Consider the following 16,888-nt stretch of genomic DNA (forward strand, 5'->3'; position numbering starts at 1 on the left):
CGCGCTTCAGCCGGCCTTGCGGCGCAGCTTGCGCGCAAGGTCGGTCCACGGATCGGCGGCTTCGGCCGCGGCCGATTTGACGCCCGGGCCGAGCAGCACCGTCGAGGCATCGAAAGGCTTCGGTCTGGCGATCCCATAGCCTTGGGCATAGTCGACGCCGATCGTCTTCAGGGCGGCGATGATGCCGTCGTTCTCGACGAACTCGGCGATGGTGCGCTTGCCCATGACCTTGCCGATGTGGTGAATCATCTCGACCATGGCACGGTCGATGCGATCCTCCACCATGTCCTTGACGAAGCTGCCGTCGATCTTGAGGTAGTCGACCGGCAGGTGCTTGAGATAGGCGAAGGATGACATGCCGGAGCCGAAATCGTCGAGCGCGAAGCGACAGCCCAGTCCGCGCAGATCGGCAATGAAGCGCATGGCGCTGGTGAGATTGGCGATGGCGCTGGTTTCGGTGATCTCCAGGCAGATCACGGCCGGCGAAATGCCATGGATGAGGAACTGCTCGCGCAGGAAGCCGAGAAAGGTCTCGTCGCCGAAAGTCGCGCCGGAAAGATTGATGGCGCATGTCGTGATCGGCGGCGTGCGCGGATCGGCTTGCCGTGCGGCCAGGACGCAGAAGGTGTTGCGCACCACCCAGCGGTCGATCGACGGCATCAGGCCGTAACGCTCGGCCGCCGGAATGAAGCTCTGTGGGGTGACGAAGCTGCCGTCTTCGTCGGTCAGCCGCAACAGGATTTCGATATGCGCTCCCGCCTCGGCGGCGTCGTCGTTGAGCGGCCAGATTTCCTGGGCATGGAGCCTGAAGCGGTTTTGCTCCAAGGCGGCGTGCAGGCGCTGCACCCAGGCCATCTCGCCGAAACGCTCGCGCAAGGCCATGTCACCGTCGCTGTGGATCTGGACGCGGTTGCGGCCCTTTTCCTTGGCCATGTAGCAAGCGACGTCGGCGGCCCGCAGCGCTTCCTCGATCGTCACTTGCGCATCGGCGATCTGCACCATGCCGATGCTGACGCTGGTGTTGAAAGGCCTGTGGTCCCAGGCGAAATGCAGGTCTTGCACGGCCGCGCGCAGCCGTTCGGCGATGTCGGCGGCGCCGCCGGCATCGCAATCAATGAGCAGCACGCCGAATTCGTCGCCGCCCAGCCTGGCCAGCACGTCTCCCGGTCGCAATTCGTGGGTCAGCAGCGCGGAGATCTGGCGCAGCAACTGGTCGCCCGCGGCATGGCCACAGGTATCGTTGACCAGCTTGAACTGGTCGAGATCGAGATACATCAAGGCGTGCTGCCGGGGCTGGCCCTGCAATTCGACGATCGTCCTTTTCGAGCCGGCTTTCGAAATCGCGCCGGTTGGCGAGCCCGGTCAACGCGTCATGCGAAGCCTGCCATGAAAGCCGCTCGATATAGTCCTCTTCGCGCGTCATGTCGTGGAAGGCGAGCACCGCGCCGACGACTTCACCGGAAACGAGCAGGGGCGCGCCGGTCAGCGCGACGGGAACAACAGAGCCGTCCGGCCGCTGCAGCAATTGCGGACGGGCGCTGGAACGGCGCGGTTCGCCGGCGAGCAGGCATTCAATCAGTCGGGGTTCTTCAACGCTGGTGTCTTTGTCCACCAGCCGGAACAGCGAAGCGATCGGTTTGCCCTTGGCGCCGCTGAACGGGCATGCCAACAATTTCTCGGCGACCGCGTTCATATAGTCCAGCCGTCCGTCAGCCCCGGTGCTGATCACGGCCTGGCCGATCGAAGCCAGGGTGATCTGGGCGCGCTCGCGCTCGGTATTGAGCGCCAGCTGGAAGGCCTGGCGCTGCGCCAGGAGCTTGCGTGTGCGCCACACGGCAAGCAGGATCAGCAAGGCGGCGGTGACGAGATTGGCAAATGTGAGCAGCACGCGGATGAAGCGCGATCCCTCGCCAAGACTGTCCGAGAAGGCCTTGGAAAGAGGGCTGATCTGACGATCCAGCTGATGGATATCCGTCTTCCAGGCGTTGATCTCAGCCGGTGACGCCTGCCCCTTGCTCAACGTCGCGTGCATCGCGTCGCCGAGCTGCCGGATGGCGAGGATCATCGTGTCGGCGGCGGTCCAGTGGCGGATAGCTGTGTCGAGATAGATGAAGCTGCGGAAATTCTGGAACAGCCAGATCATCCCGGCAACGTCGTCCGGATGGTTTCTGCCCTGCAGAAAGCCGGCGCGCGCCGCTTCAGTGTCGGGCTCGGGCTGCTCAAGTGCCAGGCGGGCCGAGCGGTCGGCCAGCGGAACGGCGATCGCTTCGCGATACTCGCTGAAGAACTCTTCATTGCCGGTGTCCGCATAAAGGCTGAGGAAATAGATGGCGTGCTTTTGCCCCTTGGACCATTGGCTCTCGCCGCCGACATAGGCGCGTACCGCCGAAAGCGTGTAGAGGCTGAGGCTGGCGACCAGCGCCTGGATGAGGACGACGGCGATGAACGGCCAGACGATCCCGAGAAGACGGGGGCTGGCGTTCCTCGATGACAGCTTCATCGAATTCACGGACGGGCCATGATCCTGTCAGCGCGTCTGTCCGACTTGTTACACCCGTCGGTTTAAGACGCTGTTCTTCCCTCATGTCGCTCAGATGGCGACAACAATCCGGTTATCACGGGCGGGCTTAACAGCGAATAAATAATTCCCTTTTTTACAAAACCGATCCTTTCCACAAGCGAGCCGAATATTACGCTGCGTCAAGCAATTGCTTCAAGTTTGATCAATTTGTATTTGAAATTTATCTAGCCTTCCGGGCCGCAACCATGGGAGCTAGGGCGGAGCCTCCGCGGCAAGACTGGCTTGCTCCAGCAACGAGGCGTCTTCGCCGAACGCACGCGTGGCGCGAGCCGCCGCCTCGAGCAGCGGACGTTTCATGCGCTGAAGGAAGGCAGCGTCGACGCGCGAACTCGGACCAGCCAGCGTCAAGGCGCCAAGCAGCACGCGTCCCGGCCCGAATACCGGCGCCGAGACGCCTGCCGTGTCGGGGTCGCGGTCACCCACGGCGAGGCAATTGCAGGTTCTGCGGATGGTCTCGTAGGGTTCGCCCGGCTGGCCGGAAAACGCTGCGAGCACGCGTCCGCCGGAGCCGACAAGCAGAGGCAATACGTCGCCCTCGCGTATCGTGTAGCGGATCGGATGCTTGGATTCGACACGATAGAGGCAGGTGCGGACGTCGCCCGAGCGGACATAGAAGGCAACACTCTCCCAACTGTGCTCGGAAAGGTCGCGCATGATCGGCAACAGGATATCGACCGCCACGACCGAACGCTGATAGAGCGCGCCGAGCCGAAAGGCGGCTGGCCCGACCCGGTAGCGTCCGTCGGCCAGGCGCTCGAGCAGCTGCCCGTGCAGCAGCGAATTCGCCAGCCGCAGGATCGTGCTCTTGTAGAGGCCGGTACGCGCCGCGATTTCGGCCAGGCTGAGTGAGCGGTCGGCCGTGGTGAAGGCATCGAGGATGGCGATCGCCCGATCAAGTGCAGCAACACCGTCAGCGGACGCGCGCCGGTTTTCTGCGTCAGTCGATCTGCTTGGTAAGTCCATCGCAATTCCCAGTTCGGAGAAGCCCGAGCGGAGCCACTCTGTCGCGCCACTGGACCGTTCTGTCTAGCAGAATATCGTTCCCGTTGACAGAACTCGGTAACATCTGCTTGAACTCGATCACGGGTCTGTGAATGCAGGCGCGTTTGGCAGGCACCGGAGGAGGTGTCGTGATCTGGAGGAATCCCATGCTGAACAGACGCAGATTTTTGATGAGCACGGCGGCGGCGGGCGCTGCCGGCCTTGCAGGACTTCATCTCACGCCCGCTTTCGCCGAAGGCGCACCGCAGATCCAGATTTTCGTGCCGGCGGCACCCGGCGGCGGCTGGGACCAGACAGGGCGCACCATGGATCAGGTGCTGCGCAGCGAGAAGCTGATCTCCGGCTCGCAGATCACCAATGTCGGCGGCGCCGGCGGCACGGTCGGGCTGCCGCAATTCATCAGCCAATGGAACGGCAAGGGCAATTCGCTGATGGTTGCCGGCATGGTCATGGTCGGCGCCATCATCGCCAACAAGGCTGCCAACAATCTGACGCAGGTCACGCCGATCGCCCGCCTCACCGGTGAGTTCGAGGCCCTGGTGGTGCCGGCGGAGTCGCCATTCAAGACCGCCGCCGATTTCGTCGCCGCGCTCAAGGCCGATCCGACGAAGGTTCCCGTGGCCGGCGGTTCCGCCGGTGGCTCCGACCACATCCTGTTCGGCCTGATCGCCAAGACCGTCGGCGTTCCGGCGACCAGCCTTTCCTATGTGCCGTTCGCTGGCGGCGGCGAGGCCTTGTCGGCGCTGCTCGGCAACCAGGTGGCGGCCGGCATCTCCGGCTTCGGCGAATTCTCCGAACAGGTCAAGGCCGGCGCGCTCAGGCTGCTCGCCATCTCGGCCGACAAGCGCCAGGACGGCATCGACGCGCCGACGCTGAAGGAAGCCGGCGTTGATGTCGAACTGTTCAACTGGCGCGGGGTCTTCGCGCCTCCCGGCGTGTCCGACGCCGACAAGGCGGCACTGATCACGCTGGTCGAAACCATGGCCAAGAGCGATGCCTGGGCCGCTGAGTGCAAGAACCGCAACTGGACGCCCATCCTGCTCACCGGCGACGACTATGCGAAATTCGTCGCCGAGGATTCGGCGCGTATCGAAGCCATCCTCAAGGATCTCGGTCTCGCCTGATTTTCCCTAGGGGGACGGTGCGAGCCGTCCCCCATTTTTCAGTTCCAGCCGACCGCAAGGGAGTGCGACCGGTCAACGAGCGAAGGTACGGTGAAAGCTGGCAGCGGCATGCCGGCTGTCTTGGCTGACCATACGGGGCCAACCATAGCGGGCTAACCATATCGGGGAGGATATTCATGAGCACCATTAACCAGCCGGCGGCGCCCTCGCGCCTTGCCGTGCCGGAATTGCTTGTTGGCATCGGCCTTCTCGCCTGTGCCGGCGCCGTTGCCTGGCAGACGCTGGCGATCCCGGTGTCGCCGCTCTATTCCAAGGTTGGCCCGACCGTCTTCCCCTATCTCACCATGGTCGGCCTGGTGGTGCTGTCCCTGCTGCTCATCCTCGCCGCGTTTCGCGGCGGCTGGCAGCCGGAGGAGGAAAAGGAAACGCCGACCGACTGGAAGGCGATGGGTTTCGTCGTCATCGGCCTGGTCGCCAACCTGCTGCTTATCCGCCCGCTCGGCTTCACCGCGGCATCGGTCATCATGTTCGTTCTCGTCTGCTATGGCTTCGGCAGCAAGCGTACGCTGCGTGATGCGCTTACCGGCCTTATCCTGGCGCTGGCCGCCTATTTCGGCTTCGCCAGGGCGCTTGGCGTCAACATCGGCGCCGGTTTCATCGAGAACCAGTTGAACACGGTGATCGATGCGATCATCGGCGCGTTTGGAGGCTGACGCCATGGAAACGCTTGGCCATCTCGCGCACGGCTTCTCGGTCGCCTTCACGCCGATGAACCTGATGTGGTGCCTGCTCGGCACCACGCTCGGCACCGCCATCGGCGTGCTGCCCGGTCTCGGGCCGGCGCTGACCATCGCGCTGCTTCTGCCGATCACCTATCAGGTGGCGCCGGAAGCGTCCTTCATCCTGTTTGCCGGCATCTATTACGGCGCCATGTATGGCGGCTCGACGACGTCGATCCTGCTCAACACGCCCGGCGAAAGCGCCACCATCGTCACCGCGCTGGAAGGCAACAAGATGGCGCGCTCCGGCCGTGGCGGCGCCGCCCTTGCCACCTCGGCGATTGGCTCCTTCGTTGCCGGTACCATCGGCACGCTGGGCGTCGCCTTCCTGGCGCCGGTGGTGGTCAAGTTCGCCCTGGCTTTCGGCCCGGCCGAGTATTTCTCGCTGATGGTGCTGGCCTTCATCACGGTTTCGGCCGTGCTCGGCTCGTCCTCGGTGCGGGGGCTCACCAGCCTGTTTGCCGGCTTCGTCATCGGCATGATCGGCGTCGACCTGCAGACCGGACAGCCGCGCTTCACCTTCGGCTCGACCGAACTGCTGGACGGCGTCGACGTCATCATCGCCGCCGTTGGCCTGTTCGCCGTCGGCGAGACGCTCTACATGGCTTCGCGCCGCTATGCCGGCAAGGACGAGATCGTGCCGCTGAAAGGTTCGCTCTACATGACCGCGGCCGAATGGGGCCGCTCATGGAAGGCCTGGCTGCGCGGGGCCGCGATCGGCTTCCCGATCGGCGCCATGCCGGCCGGCGGCGCCGAAATCCCGACCTTCCTGTCCTACGCCATCGAGAAGAAGCTGTCGAAGCACAAGGAGGAATTCGGCACGGTCGGCGCCATCGAGGGTGTTGCCGGTCCCGAGGCCGCCAACAATGCGTCCGCCGCCGGCGTGCTGGTGCCGATGCTGACGCTTGGCCTGCCGACCTCGGCGACGGCGGCGATCATGCTGTCGGCGTTCCAGAGCTACGGCATCAATCCGGGGCCGCTGCTTTTGACGACGCAGGCCGACCTGGCCTGGGGCCTGATCGCCAGCCTGTTCATCGCCAACGTCATCCTCGTCATCCTCAACCTGCCGCTGATCGGGCTGTGGGTGCGGCTGTTGAAGATCCCGGCGCCGCAGCTCTATGCCGGCATCCTGGTGTTCGCTACCGTCGGCACCTATGGCATCTCGCAGTCACCGATCGACCTCGTCATCCTCTATCTGCTGGGGGCGGCCGGCTTCCTGATGCGGCGCTTCGACTTCCCGACCGCGCCCGTCATCATCGGCATGATCCTGGGGCCGCTCGCCGAAACCCAGTTCCGCCGGGCAATGACCATCTCGAATGGCGACTGGTCGGTGTTTTATACGCACAAGCTGTCGCTGACGCTGCTGACGCTCGCCTTCATCGGCCTCGCCGGGCCGCATATCTGGGCCTTCATCGAACATCGCCGGCGGCGCGGACCGGAGCACGTGCCGGGCGATGCCTGATCGATCAGAAGAGATATGACAGACCTGCTTTCCGGTATCCGCGTCCTCGACCTGACCAATGTCCTGGCCGGGCCTTATTGCGCCTATCAGCTGGCACTGCTCGGGGCCGACGTGATCAAGGTCGAAGGGCCGCAAGGCGGCGACCTGGCGCGCCAGCTCGGCGGCTCGCCAAAGCTCAACCAAGCCGGCATGGGCGCCTCCTTCCTGGCGCAGAACGCCGGCAAACGATCCGTAGTGCTCGACCTGAAGAAGGAAGCGGATCGCGAGCGCTTCCTCGATCTGGTCGCCAGTGCCGATGCGCTGGTGGAGAATTTTCGACCCGGCGTGATGGATCGGCTTGGTATTGGCTATGAGGCGCTGAAGGCGGTCCGCCCCGGTCTCGTCTATTGCGCGATATCGGGTTTTGGCCAGACCGGGCCGATGCGCGACAATCCTGCCTATGACCAGATCATCCAGGGCCTGTCGGGCATCATGAGCATCACCGGCACGCCGGAGACGGCACCGTTGCGTGTCGGCTATCCCGTTGCCGATACGCTGGGCGGGCTGGTCGGTGCCTTCAGTATTGCGGCGGCGCTGGTCAGGCAGAAAACCTCGGGCGCCGGCGCCTTTCTCGACGTTTCGATGCTCGAATGCACGCTTTCCGCGCTTGGCTGGCCGGTCTCCAACTACCTGACGGCAGGGGTCGATCCCAAGCCGATGGGCAATGAGAACATGACGGCGGCACCTTCCGGCGCTTTCCGCACCGGCGATGGCCTGCTGAACATCGCCGCCAACAAGCAGGAGCAGTTCGTGACGCTGTGCCGGCTGATCGGCCGAACGGAACTGGCGTCGGACCCGCGCTTTGCCGAGCGCGAGACACGCAAGCGCAATCGCGCGGCGCTGAAAGCCGAGATCGAGGAGGCCCTGGTGAGTGCCCCGGCGGCGGCCTGGGAAGAAATCTTCAATCGCGACGGCGTGCCCGCGGGCAGGGTGCTGACGATCCCGCAAGTGCTGGCCGAACCGCAAGTGCTCGAACGCCAGGTGACCGCGAATTTTGACGATGTGGCCGGGATGGACAGGCCGCTGACGGTTCTGCGCGGCGGCTTCATGGTCGATGGTGAAGCGCCTTTGCCGACGAAGCCGCCGCCGGCGCTGGGCGCGCATATTGACGAGATCTTCGCCCACCTGCCGCCACGCGCCAAGGCAAAGGCCCGGGCATGAGCGATACACAGAAGAAAACTGGCCGTGAACGCGGTGAGGAATGGTGGCAGACCGGCATCATCGAGATGAGCCCCGGCGTCATCCGGCTGCGAGGCTATGAAGTCCAGGACCTGATCGGCCGCGTCAGCTTTCCGGCAATGATCTGGCTGATGTTGCGGGGTGAATTGCCCAGCGAGGACCAAGCGGCACTGCTCGGCATTGCGCTGGGCGCTGCCGTCGACCACGGACCGCAGGCGCCGTCGATCGCCATTGCCCGCATGGCGGCAACCTGCGGCGTCGGCATCAACAGCGCCATGGCCTCGGCCATCAATGTGCTCGGCGACGTGCATGGCGGCGCCGGCGAGCAGGCGCTGTCCTTCTACGGCGATATCGCCGTGGCGATCGATGGCGGAACGGCACTGGATGAGGCGGTTTCGGCACGGCTCGACCGGTTCTTCGCCGAGGAAAAGGGTTACGTGCCGGGGCTCGGCCACCGCTTTCACCCGGTCGATCCGCGCGCGCCACGGCTGCTGGACCTGACCCGCGAATTTGCCGCGCGTGGCGTCGTCAATGGGCGGTTCGCCGATATCGCCGAAGCGATCGAGGCGGATGTCGCGCGGCGCAAGGGCAAGAAGATTCCGCTCAACATCGATGGCGCCACGGCTGTCATCTATGGCGAACTCGGCTTCCCGCCGCCCCTGACACGCGGGCTCTTCGTGCTGTCGCGTTCTGTAGGCATTCTGGCGCATGCCTGGGAGCAGTCGCAGCAGAGCGAACGAAACAAAGGGCCGCTGCCGCGTGAGTGGCTGTGGGCCTATACCGGCACACCGGTACGCCCTCTCCCCGAAGACGGCGATACGAGCGGCTGAGAGACTGCCTCAGCCGGCTTCGATTGGCACAGGTCCGGGAATCGTCAAGGTTGCCACCAGCGTCGAAAGGTCCGGCTCGTCGATCAGCATCGCCGCATCGGCCGGTGCCAGCCATGCCCGCTGCCGCCGCTTGGCTTCCTGCCAGTTGGCCAGTTCCTCGGTGACCTCAAGCAGATAGACGATGACGTCGACACGAATGAAGTTGTTGGCCAGCCGTTTCCAATAGGAATAAGTGCCCGCCGGTTGCTTCAATGTCTTGCCGAGCACGCCGGCTTCTTCCATCGCCTCGATGGTGGCGGCCTTGCGCCCGCTCTTGCCTTTCATCGGCCATCCCTTGGGGACGATGAAGCGCTGCGTCGTCCGCGACGTGACCAGCATTACCTCGATGTCGCCATGCGCGTTCCGCCGAAAGGGGATCGCCGCGACCTGGCGGATCCGCTCGCCTCTCTTGGCCTTGCGCACGGCCTTTTTCTTGGTGGCTGCCATTCGTCAAAATCCAGTCGGTGCAAGTGCCCCATAGCGTGATGTGGCGCCTTTGCAAAACCCAAACTGCCGCGGGGGCACTCGAAGGCCCCTATCATGTAAGTCGGCTAATTAAAAGAGTGGTCCACCTGTCAGCGACAGGTGCTCACAGCCGTGTTGCCGATTATCTGCGTCTGACAGCTCGGCCTGACCTGCGGCACCACCGGCGGCGGCTGCTGGACGATCACGCGGTCCTGGGCGCGATACTGCTGTTGCTGCTGCTGAAATTGCTGCCGCTGCACCCGGTTCTGCAAGGTCTGCAGCTCGTTCTGCTGGATCAACGCGTTGCGGTTGGTGGTGGGATTGAGCACCTGCGCAGAGGCGGGCAGCGCAAAGCCTGCCACAATCGCCGCGGCCAGCACCGCCGATGCAAGTTTCATCGACGGTCGGCGCGCAGACATCCACTCATTCCTGCGAAAGATCCTGTTCATTCTTCGTATATAGGGCGTTTGTCCGGCGATGCCATGGCCGGCACATCGGCCGCCTTGAAATCAATCACGCCCTCTGCCGGCCATCCGGCCAGCGGCGGCGGAGAATCTGCCCGGCAACCCCGCATTGCACTTGACGGAAGCGATCGATTCGCCGCTCTATCGGGTCGGCGCCGGCCTCGAGTTGAATGGCGTCAATGGCGTCGGCATGTCCGTCAGGTATAACGGCGCTTTCGGGGAAACGGTCAAACAGAATGCAGTCAGCGCGTCTTTCAAGGTCAGTTTCTAGGCTGGCTCGAGACGGAGCCCGGCGGGAGAGGTCTTGATGAGGAAATGCGCGTATTTCGCAGCGATGTTGGGTGTGGCCTGCATTGTCGGGCTGCCAGCCATGGCCGCGCAGACCAAGGGCGACAAGGTAGCGGCGACGCCGGCGCCCGCCGCCGATGCGCCGCAGCTGCCCGGGGGTGCATCGGCTCTGTCCGAAACCCATGGCGACTGGACGGTCAATTGCCAGATATCGGGCACGAACAAGGTCTGCAGCCTGTCGCATCAGCAATTCAACAAGCAAAGCAACCAGCGGCTGCTGGCCATCGAGCTGTCGAGCAAGACCGGCGACGACGCGACCGGGACCCTTGCCTTGCCGTTTGGCCTGGCGCTGGCCAAGGGCGTTACCCTGACCATCGACGACCAGAAGCTCGACGGTAGCCTGGCGTTCAACACTTGCCAGGTGGTCGGCTGTCTGGTGCCGGTGGCGTTCGATGCCAATGTCACGCCGCTGCTCAAGAACGGCACGACGCTGAAGATCGATGCCTTCGCGGCCGATACCGGGCAAGCAGTGAGCTTTTCCATTCCGCTCAACGGTTTCGGCGGGGCGCTCGCCCGCACGGCGGAACTGTTGTCGAACTGACGGCTTAGTCCGGAATCTGATGCGCGGCGTCCAACTGGCGCCGCGTATCCTATCTAATGCGCGTCAAACGACTGTTGTTTTCAACCGTTCTGCGATGAGGGCGGCGAGCCGCGCCGCCACCTCGTCCTTGGTCATTTCGGGCCATTCCTCGACGCCGACCTTCGACACGATCCGCACCCGGTTGCGATCACCGCCCATGACGCCTGAAGGGCCGATGCCGCTCTCGTGCGATACATCGTTGGCGACGATGAAATCGGCACCTTTCTTCCTGAGCTTGGCCTCGGCGTTGCGCAAAAGATCCTGCGTCTCGGCGGCGAAACCGATGACCAGACCGGGTCGCCGGCTGTGATGGCCGACGCAGGCAAGGATGTCGGGGTTCTCGACCATGCGCAGCACCGGCGGGCCTTCACCCGCTACTTTCTTGATCTTCTCACCGGCCGAATTCTCGGTTCGCCAGTCGGCAACGGCGGCGACGAACACAGCGGCGTCGGCGGGTAGAAGCTGTTCGACCGCATCGCGCATCTCCTGCGCCCGCTCGACATGGATGGTCTTCACACCGGCCGGGTCGGCAATGCTTACGGGACCCGAGACGAGGCGCACATCAGCACCCAGCTTCGCCAACGCCGCGGCGATGGCGTGGCCCTGCTTGCCGGACGAGCGGTTGGCGATGTAGCGCACCGGGTCGATCGGCTCGTGTGTCGGGCCGGAGGTGACGATGATCTTGCGCCCCGTGAGCGGCTTGGGGCCGGCATCGAGCAGCGCCTTGATCGCGGCGACGATCTCCAGCGGTTCGGCCATGCGGCCTTCGCCGGCCTCATTGCTTTCGGCCATCTCGCCTTTGGCCGGGCCGATGAAGGCGATGCCGTCCTTGCCCAATGTCGCGCGATTGCGGCGGGTGGCCGGATGCGCCCACATCCTCGGGTTCATCGCCGGCGCCATCAGCACTGGCTTGTCGGTGGCGATGAGCACGGTCGAGGCAAGATCGTTGGCATGGCCGTTGGCAAGCTTGGCCATCAGATCGGCGGTGGCGGGCGCGACCACCAAAAGGTCGGCGTCGCGCGACAGCCTGATGTGGCCGACATCATGCTCGTCATTGCGGTCGAACAATTCGGTGAAGACATGATCGGCCGAGAGCGCGCCGACAGACAGGGTGGTGATGAATTCCTGTGCCGCTGACGTCATCACCACGCGCACCGCCGCGCCGCGCTCGCGCAGCCGGCGGATCAGGTCGAGCGCCTTGTAGGCGGCGATGCCGCCGCCGATGATGAGCAGGATGCGCTTGCCGGAGAGGCTGCCGCGCGGAAGGACCTTGCCCGCGGGGGCCGCGACCGGAGTCGCTGTACCGTGCGCAGTGGTCAGCTCGCGGAGAGTTTTTTCGATCTGGTCGATACGGCCGGGTCCGATCTGACCGTCGACAGCGGCCCGGATCATCACCCGTGCCTGCTCTTCCATGGAGCGGTCGTTTTCCGCCGCCAATCGGCGCAGCAGCTCCTTGACCTCATCGTCGAGGTTGCGGATCGTGATGCTTGCCATGTGATTGCGCTCTGCTCATCTGTCCGATGGCAATGATAGCAATGCAATCAATTTGCCGCAAGTTGCGAGCTGGAGCTTCGATTTCTGGGCCTAAAGGATCTTCCAGGCGATATAGACCAGCGTCAGCGCGATCACCCACAGCGCCATGCGGCCTGAGCGGCTGTAGCGCGCCTCGGCCTTGCCGATGGCACGCGCCGTGGTCTCGTCGAAGCGCAGCCCATGCTCGGCCATCAGGTCGATTTCGCGCGACAGCCGGTCGGTGCGCGCGGCAAGCTCGGGCACCTGGCGGGCCAGCGTCAAAAGCGCCTTGGCGCCATCGCGCGCATCGATCATCATGCCGCGCGGGCCAAGATTGCCGGCAATCCAGCCGCCGACCACCGGCTCGGCCGTCTTCCACATGTTGAAGGCCGGATCGAGCGTGCGCGCTACGCCCTCGACCACCACCATGGTCTTTTGCAGCAGGATCAATTCCGGCCTTGTCGCCATGTCGAAGAGCTCGGTCACTTCGAACAGCAGCGTCAGCAGCTTGGCCATGGAAATGGTCTCGGCCGGCTGGCCATGGATCGGCTCACCGATGGCGCGGATCGCTTGCGCGAAGGCCGCGACATTGTGCTGGCGCGGCACGTAGCCGGCCTCGAAATGCACTTCGGCGACGCGCAGATAGTCGCGCGTGATGAAACCGTAGAGGATTTCGGCGAGGAAGCGGCGCTCCTTCTTGCCGAGCCTGCCGGCAATGCCGAGATCGACGGCAACGATGGTGCCGTTGGCCTCGACGAACAGGTTTCCAGGATGCATGTCGGCATGGAAGAAGCCGTCGCGCAGCGTGTGGCGCAGGAACGACTGGATGAGATTGGCGGCGATCGCCTTCAGGTCATGGCCGGCGGCTTCAAGACCTGCGATGTTGTTCATCTTGACGCCGTCGACCCATTCCATGGTCAGCACGTCGCGGCCGGTGCGTTCCCAGTCGACGTAAGGCACGCGAAAGCCTGGATCGTCCCTGGTGTTCTCGCCGAGTTCCGACAGGGCCGCCGCCTCGAGGCGCAGGTCCATCTCGATCTTGGTGGTCTGCGCCAGCGTCTCGGTCACCTCGACAGGCCGAAGCCGGCGGGATGACGGGATGTATTTCTCCTGCAGGCGGGCGGCAAGGAAATAGCTTTCGAGGTCATGGAAGAAGCGGCGGCGCACGCCGGGCCGGATGACTTTCACCGCGACCTTGGTGGCAACGCCGTCATGGATGGTTTCGGCGGCATGGACCTGGGCGATGGAAGCGGCGGCGACCGGGTCGCCGAACTCGGCGTAGAGATCGCCCACCTTGCGCCCGAGCGAGGCTTCGATGGCCGTGACCGCCTCGGCCTTCGGGAAGGTGTGCATCTTGTCCTGCAGCATGGCGAGATCGAGCGCCATGTCGTTGCCGACGACGTCAGGCCGCGTCGCCAGGAACTGGCCGAGCTTGACATAGGACGGGCCGAGCCGGACCACCGCCTTGGCCAGCCGGTCGCTGCGCTCATAGGCGAGCGCGCGCCGCCGGGTAAACAGCCGCGCCAGCCGCCAGCCGAATTTCGGCAGGCCGGACAGTTCCTCACCCGGCAAAGCGGCGATGACGCCCTCGCGCACCAGCACCCAGCCGGCCCGTGCGAGCCTGAAACCAGCACCGACGCTGCTCATGGCTGCACCCAGGCCGGGCCTTGCGGCCGGCACGAGCTATATCGAGGATGGGAAATGCGATGCCGCCTCAAAGCTTCCAGCCCGAATGCAGCGCGGCGATGCCGCCCGAATAGTTGCGGAAGGAAACGCGGTCGAAGCCGGCGCGGGAAATCATCGCGGCGAAGTTCTGCTGGTTGGGGAATTTCGCGATCGATTCAACCAGATAGGAATAGGGCTCGCCGTCACCGGTGACCATCTTGCCGATCCTGGGAATGGCGTTGAACGACCAGGCTTCATAGGCCTTGTCGAGCAGCGGCATCTCGACCTCGGAAAATTCCAGGCACAGGAACCGGCCGCCGGGCTTCAGCACGCGGAACGCTTCGCTGAGCGCCACATCGATGCGCGGCACGTTGCGGATGCCGAAAGCGATGGTGTAGGCGTCGAAGGTGGCATCAGTGAAGGGCAGTTCCTCGGCATTGGCCTCGACGAAATCGGTGTTGCCGGACAGGCCTTTCTTTTGCGCCCTATCGCGGCCGACACTGAGCATCGAGCCGTTGATGTCGAGCACCGTGGCATGCGCGTTGCCATGGCTGGCATCGACGATGCGGAAGGCGATGTCGCCGGTGCCGCCGGCCACATCCAGGACCTTCCAGCCCGCGCGTTTCGGCGGATTGAGCCATGTCACCATGGCATCCTTCCACAGCCGGTGCAGGCCGGCCGACATCAGATCGTTCATCAGGTCGTAGCGATTGGCGACCTTGTGGAAAACATCGTTGACCAGGGACTGCTTTTCGCCTTCCCCTACACGCTTGAAACCATAGGAGGTTTCCATGCCGCCCGCGGCCGTGGTTCTCTCAACTGACATTTTTTTGATCCGTCATAAAACCGGCGGGACCATAGCCGATCGATGCTGTGGGCGCTATTGTTTAAGGCGCGGTGTTCAGCCGCGCTTCCAGGTGGTGGGTTTTCAAGACCTGGACTGACCGACGGGATGTTTGAATGCCTTTGAAAGCGGAACTGCACTGCCACATTGAAGGGGCAGCGGCGCCCGAACTCGTTATCCGCCAGGCGCAGAAATACGGCAAGGACACCTCGCCCTATATCCAGAACGGCTCGTTTGTCTGGCACGATTTTACGTCCTTCCTCGCGGCTTACGACTTTTCCGCCGATCTGTTCCGCACCGAGGAGGATTATGCGCGGCTGGCCGACCATTATCTGACCAGCCTGGCCCGAGACGGGGCCATCTATTCCGAGGTCTTCACCTCGCCGGACCATGCGACGAAGGCCGGCCTGTCGCCCAAGGCCTATACCGACGCGCTCGGCGAAGGCATGCTCCGCGCCAAGGCCAAGACCGGCATAGAGGGCCGCATGATCGTCACCGGCGTGCGCCATGTCGGCGTCGAGTCGATCGAACGAGCGGCGCGCTTCGCCGCGCGCTGCGGGCATCCGCTGGTTACCGGCTTCGGCGTTGCCGGCGATGAACGCATGGGCGAAATGGAGGACTATGTCAGGGCTTTCGAGATCGCGCGTGAGGCTGGGCTCGGCATCACCATCCATGCCGGCGAACTGACGGGTTGGGAGACCGTGCAGTCGGCGCTCGATCATATCAAACCCTCGCGTATCGGCCATGGCGTGCGCGCCATCGAAAACCCTGACCTTGTGCGGCGCATCGCCGACGAAGGCATCGTGCTGGAATGCTGCCCCGGTTCCAACATCGCGCTCAAGGTGTTCGACAGTTTTGCCGACCATCCCTTCCCGGCGCTGCAAGCAGCCGGCTGCAAGGTGACGCTCAACTCCGACGATCCGCCCTATTTCTGGACCTCGCTGAAGCGCGAATACGATATTGCAGCGGAGCATTTTGCGATGAATGAGAAGGCGCTGGCAGCCGTCACCAGAACCGCTATCGAGGCCGCCTTCGTCGATCGCAAGACCAAGACAGCACTTCTTGCGAGGCTGAACGGCGCGGCACGCTGATTTCTGCCGACAAAGCTGTGGTCGGTGGCGGCCAAGCGGTTCCTTGGCCGCTGCATTGTCGCTAGGGTTCGTCCAGACAGCTTGAAGCGCGACATATCCCCGGGGATTCATGCGCGCAGTTTCGAGCGACACGCATGCGTCAGGAGACCACCATGAAGGGCGTCACAGTCGTCGACCATCCGCTTGTCCAGCACAAGCTGACCATCATGCGCAAGAAGGAGACTTCGACGGCCGGCTTCCGGCGGCTGCTGCGCGAGATATCGCTGCTGCTCGGCTACGAGGTCACCCGCAATCTCGAACTGACGACGACGACGATCGAAACGCCGATGGAGACCATGGAAGCGCCGACGCTGGAGGGCAAGAAGCTGGTCTTCGCCTCGGTGCTGCGCGCCGGCAACGGTCTGCTGGAAGGCCTGCTCGACCTGGTGCCGGCGGCGCGCGTCGCCCATGTCGGTCTCTACCGCGACCACGAAACGCTGGAAGCGGTCGAGTATTTCTTCAAGGCGCCGAGCGATCTCGCCGACCGGCTGGTCATCGTCGTCGATCCGATGCTGGCGACCGCCAATTCGGCGATTGCGGCGATCGACAAGCTGAAGCAGCGTGGCGCCACCAACATCCGCTTCCTCTGCCTGCTGGCGGCGCCCGAAGGCATCGAGCGCTTCACCAAGGCGCATCCAGACGTTCCGGTGTTCACCGCGTCCATCGACCGCCAACTCAACGAAAAGGGCTACATCATGCCGGGTCTCGGCGACGCCGGCGACCGCATGTACGGGACGAAGTAGTACCAGGCAAAGTTGCCTGGTCCGATTTACCAAATGTTTACGCAAAGCGATGGTTTCGACGCGCGTTAAAGCGGCAAACACCATCCTGGCATAAGCATCGGC

Annotated in this window: 16 protein-coding genes and 1 pseudogene; 9 read left to right on the plus strand and 8 right to left on the minus strand. The window is 64.0% G+C overall.

What is annotated here, in order from left to right; genetic code table 11:
• Positions 1-6: 6 nt before the first annotated feature.
• The 3 genes and pseudogenes from AC0V7N_RS11230 to AC0V7N_RS11240 all read right to left on the minus strand — a co-directional run bounded on the left by AC0V7N_RS11230 (position 7) and on the right by AC0V7N_RS11240 (position 3,544).
• Positions 7-1,275, minus strand: coding sequence for an EAL domain-containing protein (locus AC0V7N_RS11230; RefSeq protein ID WP_496627830.1), 1,269 nt, complete (start codon positions 1,273-1,275; stop codon positions 7-9).
• A gap of 178 nt (positions 1,276-1,453) precedes the next feature.
• A pseudogene (locus AC0V7N_RS11235) lies at positions 1,454-2,500 on the minus strand (PAS domain-containing protein); the annotation flags it as partial.
• Positions 2,501-2,773: 273 nt separating this feature from the next.
• On the minus strand, positions 2,774-3,544 hold the full coding sequence (locus AC0V7N_RS11240; RefSeq protein ID WP_475457397.1) for an IclR family transcriptional regulator: 771 nt from the start codon (positions 3,542-3,544) through the stop codon (positions 2,774-2,776).
• A 185-nt stretch (positions 3,545-3,729) separates the two neighbouring features.
• Between AC0V7N_RS11240 and AC0V7N_RS11245 the strand changes: the two genes are divergently transcribed.
• From AC0V7N_RS11245 to AC0V7N_RS11265, 5 genes are all read left to right on the plus strand, one after another.
• Positions 3,730-4,707, plus strand: a complete 978-nt coding sequence (locus tag AC0V7N_RS11245) for a Bug family tripartite tricarboxylate transporter substrate binding protein (RefSeq protein WP_475457399.1) — start codon at positions 3,730-3,732, stop codon at positions 4,705-4,707.
• Positions 4,708-4,883: 176 nt separating this feature from the next.
• The gene (locus tag AC0V7N_RS11250; RefSeq protein ID WP_475457401.1) at positions 4,884-5,420 is read left to right on the plus strand and encodes a tripartite tricarboxylate transporter TctB family protein; all 537 of its coding nucleotides are present in this window, start codon (positions 4,884-4,886) and stop codon (positions 5,418-5,420) included.
• 4 nt (positions 5,421-5,424) lie between these two features.
• The gene (locus AC0V7N_RS11255) at positions 5,425-6,948 is read left to right on the plus strand and encodes a tripartite tricarboxylate transporter permease (protein WP_475457403.1); all 1,524 of its coding nucleotides are present in this window, start codon (positions 5,425-5,427) and stop codon (positions 6,946-6,948) included.
• A 15-nt stretch (positions 6,949-6,963) separates the two neighbouring features.
• Positions 6,964-8,148, plus strand: coding sequence for a CaiB/BaiF CoA transferase family protein (locus AC0V7N_RS11260; protein ID WP_475457405.1), 1,185 nt, complete (start codon positions 6,964-6,966; stop codon positions 8,146-8,148).
• Positions 8,145-8,996: a citryl-CoA lyase gene (locus AC0V7N_RS11265; protein ID WP_475457407.1), complete on the plus strand. Its 852-nt coding sequence runs from the start codon at positions 8,145-8,147 to the stop codon at positions 8,994-8,996. The genes AC0V7N_RS11260 and AC0V7N_RS11265 overlap by 4 nt, the downstream gene beginning before the upstream one ends.
• Before the next feature lie 9 nt (positions 8,997-9,005).
• On the opposite strand, the gene AC0V7N_RS11270 is transcribed toward AC0V7N_RS11265, so the two are convergent.
• Both AC0V7N_RS11270 and AC0V7N_RS11275 read right to left on the minus strand, forming a co-directional pair.
• Entirely contained in the window at positions 9,006-9,482 is a 477-nt protein-coding gene (locus AC0V7N_RS11270; protein WP_475457409.1) for an NUDIX hydrolase, read from the minus strand.
• Between the two features lie 128 nt (positions 9,483-9,610).
• Positions 9,611-9,919 (minus strand): hypothetical protein, encoded by a 309-nt coding sequence (locus AC0V7N_RS11275; RefSeq protein WP_475457411.1) that lies wholly within the window; start codon positions 9,917-9,919, stop codon positions 9,611-9,613.
• Between the two features lie 160 nt (positions 9,920-10,079).
• Between AC0V7N_RS11275 and AC0V7N_RS11280 the strand changes: the two genes are divergently transcribed.
• Positions 10,080-10,235 carry a hypothetical protein gene (locus tag AC0V7N_RS11280; protein ID WP_475457414.1) on the plus strand — a complete coding sequence of 52 codons (156 nt, stop codon included), beginning with the start codon at positions 10,080-10,082 and terminating at the stop codon, positions 10,233-10,235.
• Positions 10,236-10,271: 36 nt separating this feature from the next.
• Positions 10,272-10,853: an invasion associated locus B family protein gene (locus AC0V7N_RS11285; RefSeq protein ID WP_475457416.1), complete on the plus strand. Its 582-nt coding sequence runs from the start codon at positions 10,272-10,274 to the stop codon at positions 10,851-10,853.
• Between the two features lie 63 nt (positions 10,854-10,916).
• On the opposite strand, the gene coaBC is transcribed toward AC0V7N_RS11285, so the two are convergent.
• The 3 genes from coaBC to ubiE all read right to left on the minus strand — a co-directional run bounded on the left by coaBC (position 10,917) and on the right by ubiE (position 14,895).
• A complete protein-coding gene (coaBC, locus tag AC0V7N_RS11290; RefSeq protein ID WP_475457418.1) occupies positions 10,917-12,386 on the minus strand; it encodes a bifunctional phosphopantothenoylcysteine decarboxylase/phosphopantothenate--cysteine ligase CoaBC in 1,470 nt (489 codons plus the stop codon).
• A 90-nt stretch (positions 12,387-12,476) separates the two neighbouring features.
• Positions 12,477-14,051 carry a 2-polyprenylphenol 6-hydroxylase gene (gene ubiB, locus AC0V7N_RS11295; protein ID WP_475457420.1) on the minus strand — a complete coding sequence of 525 codons (1,575 nt, stop codon included), beginning with the start codon at positions 14,049-14,051 and terminating at the stop codon, positions 12,477-12,479.
• A gap of 67 nt (positions 14,052-14,118) precedes the next feature.
• Positions 14,119-14,895 carry a bifunctional demethylmenaquinone methyltransferase/2-methoxy-6-polyprenyl-1,4-benzoquinol methylase UbiE gene (gene ubiE / locus AC0V7N_RS11300; RefSeq protein ID WP_475457423.1) on the minus strand — a complete coding sequence of 259 codons (777 nt, stop codon included), beginning with the start codon at positions 14,893-14,895 and terminating at the stop codon, positions 14,119-14,121.
• A gap of 134 nt (positions 14,896-15,029) precedes the next feature.
• Between ubiE and AC0V7N_RS11305 the strand changes: the two genes are divergently transcribed.
• On the plus strand, positions 15,030-16,004 hold the full coding sequence (locus AC0V7N_RS11305; RefSeq protein ID WP_475457425.1) for an adenosine deaminase: 975 nt from the start codon (positions 15,030-15,032) through the stop codon (positions 16,002-16,004).
• A 152-nt stretch (positions 16,005-16,156) separates the two neighbouring features.
• Positions 16,157-16,786: a uracil phosphoribosyltransferase gene (upp, locus tag AC0V7N_RS11310; RefSeq protein ID WP_172234653.1), complete on the plus strand. Its 630-nt coding sequence runs from the start codon at positions 16,157-16,159 to the stop codon at positions 16,784-16,786.
• Positions 16,787-16,888 lie beyond the last annotated feature (102 nt).

This window comes from Mesorhizobium kamtschaticum, from assembly GCF_056174585.1.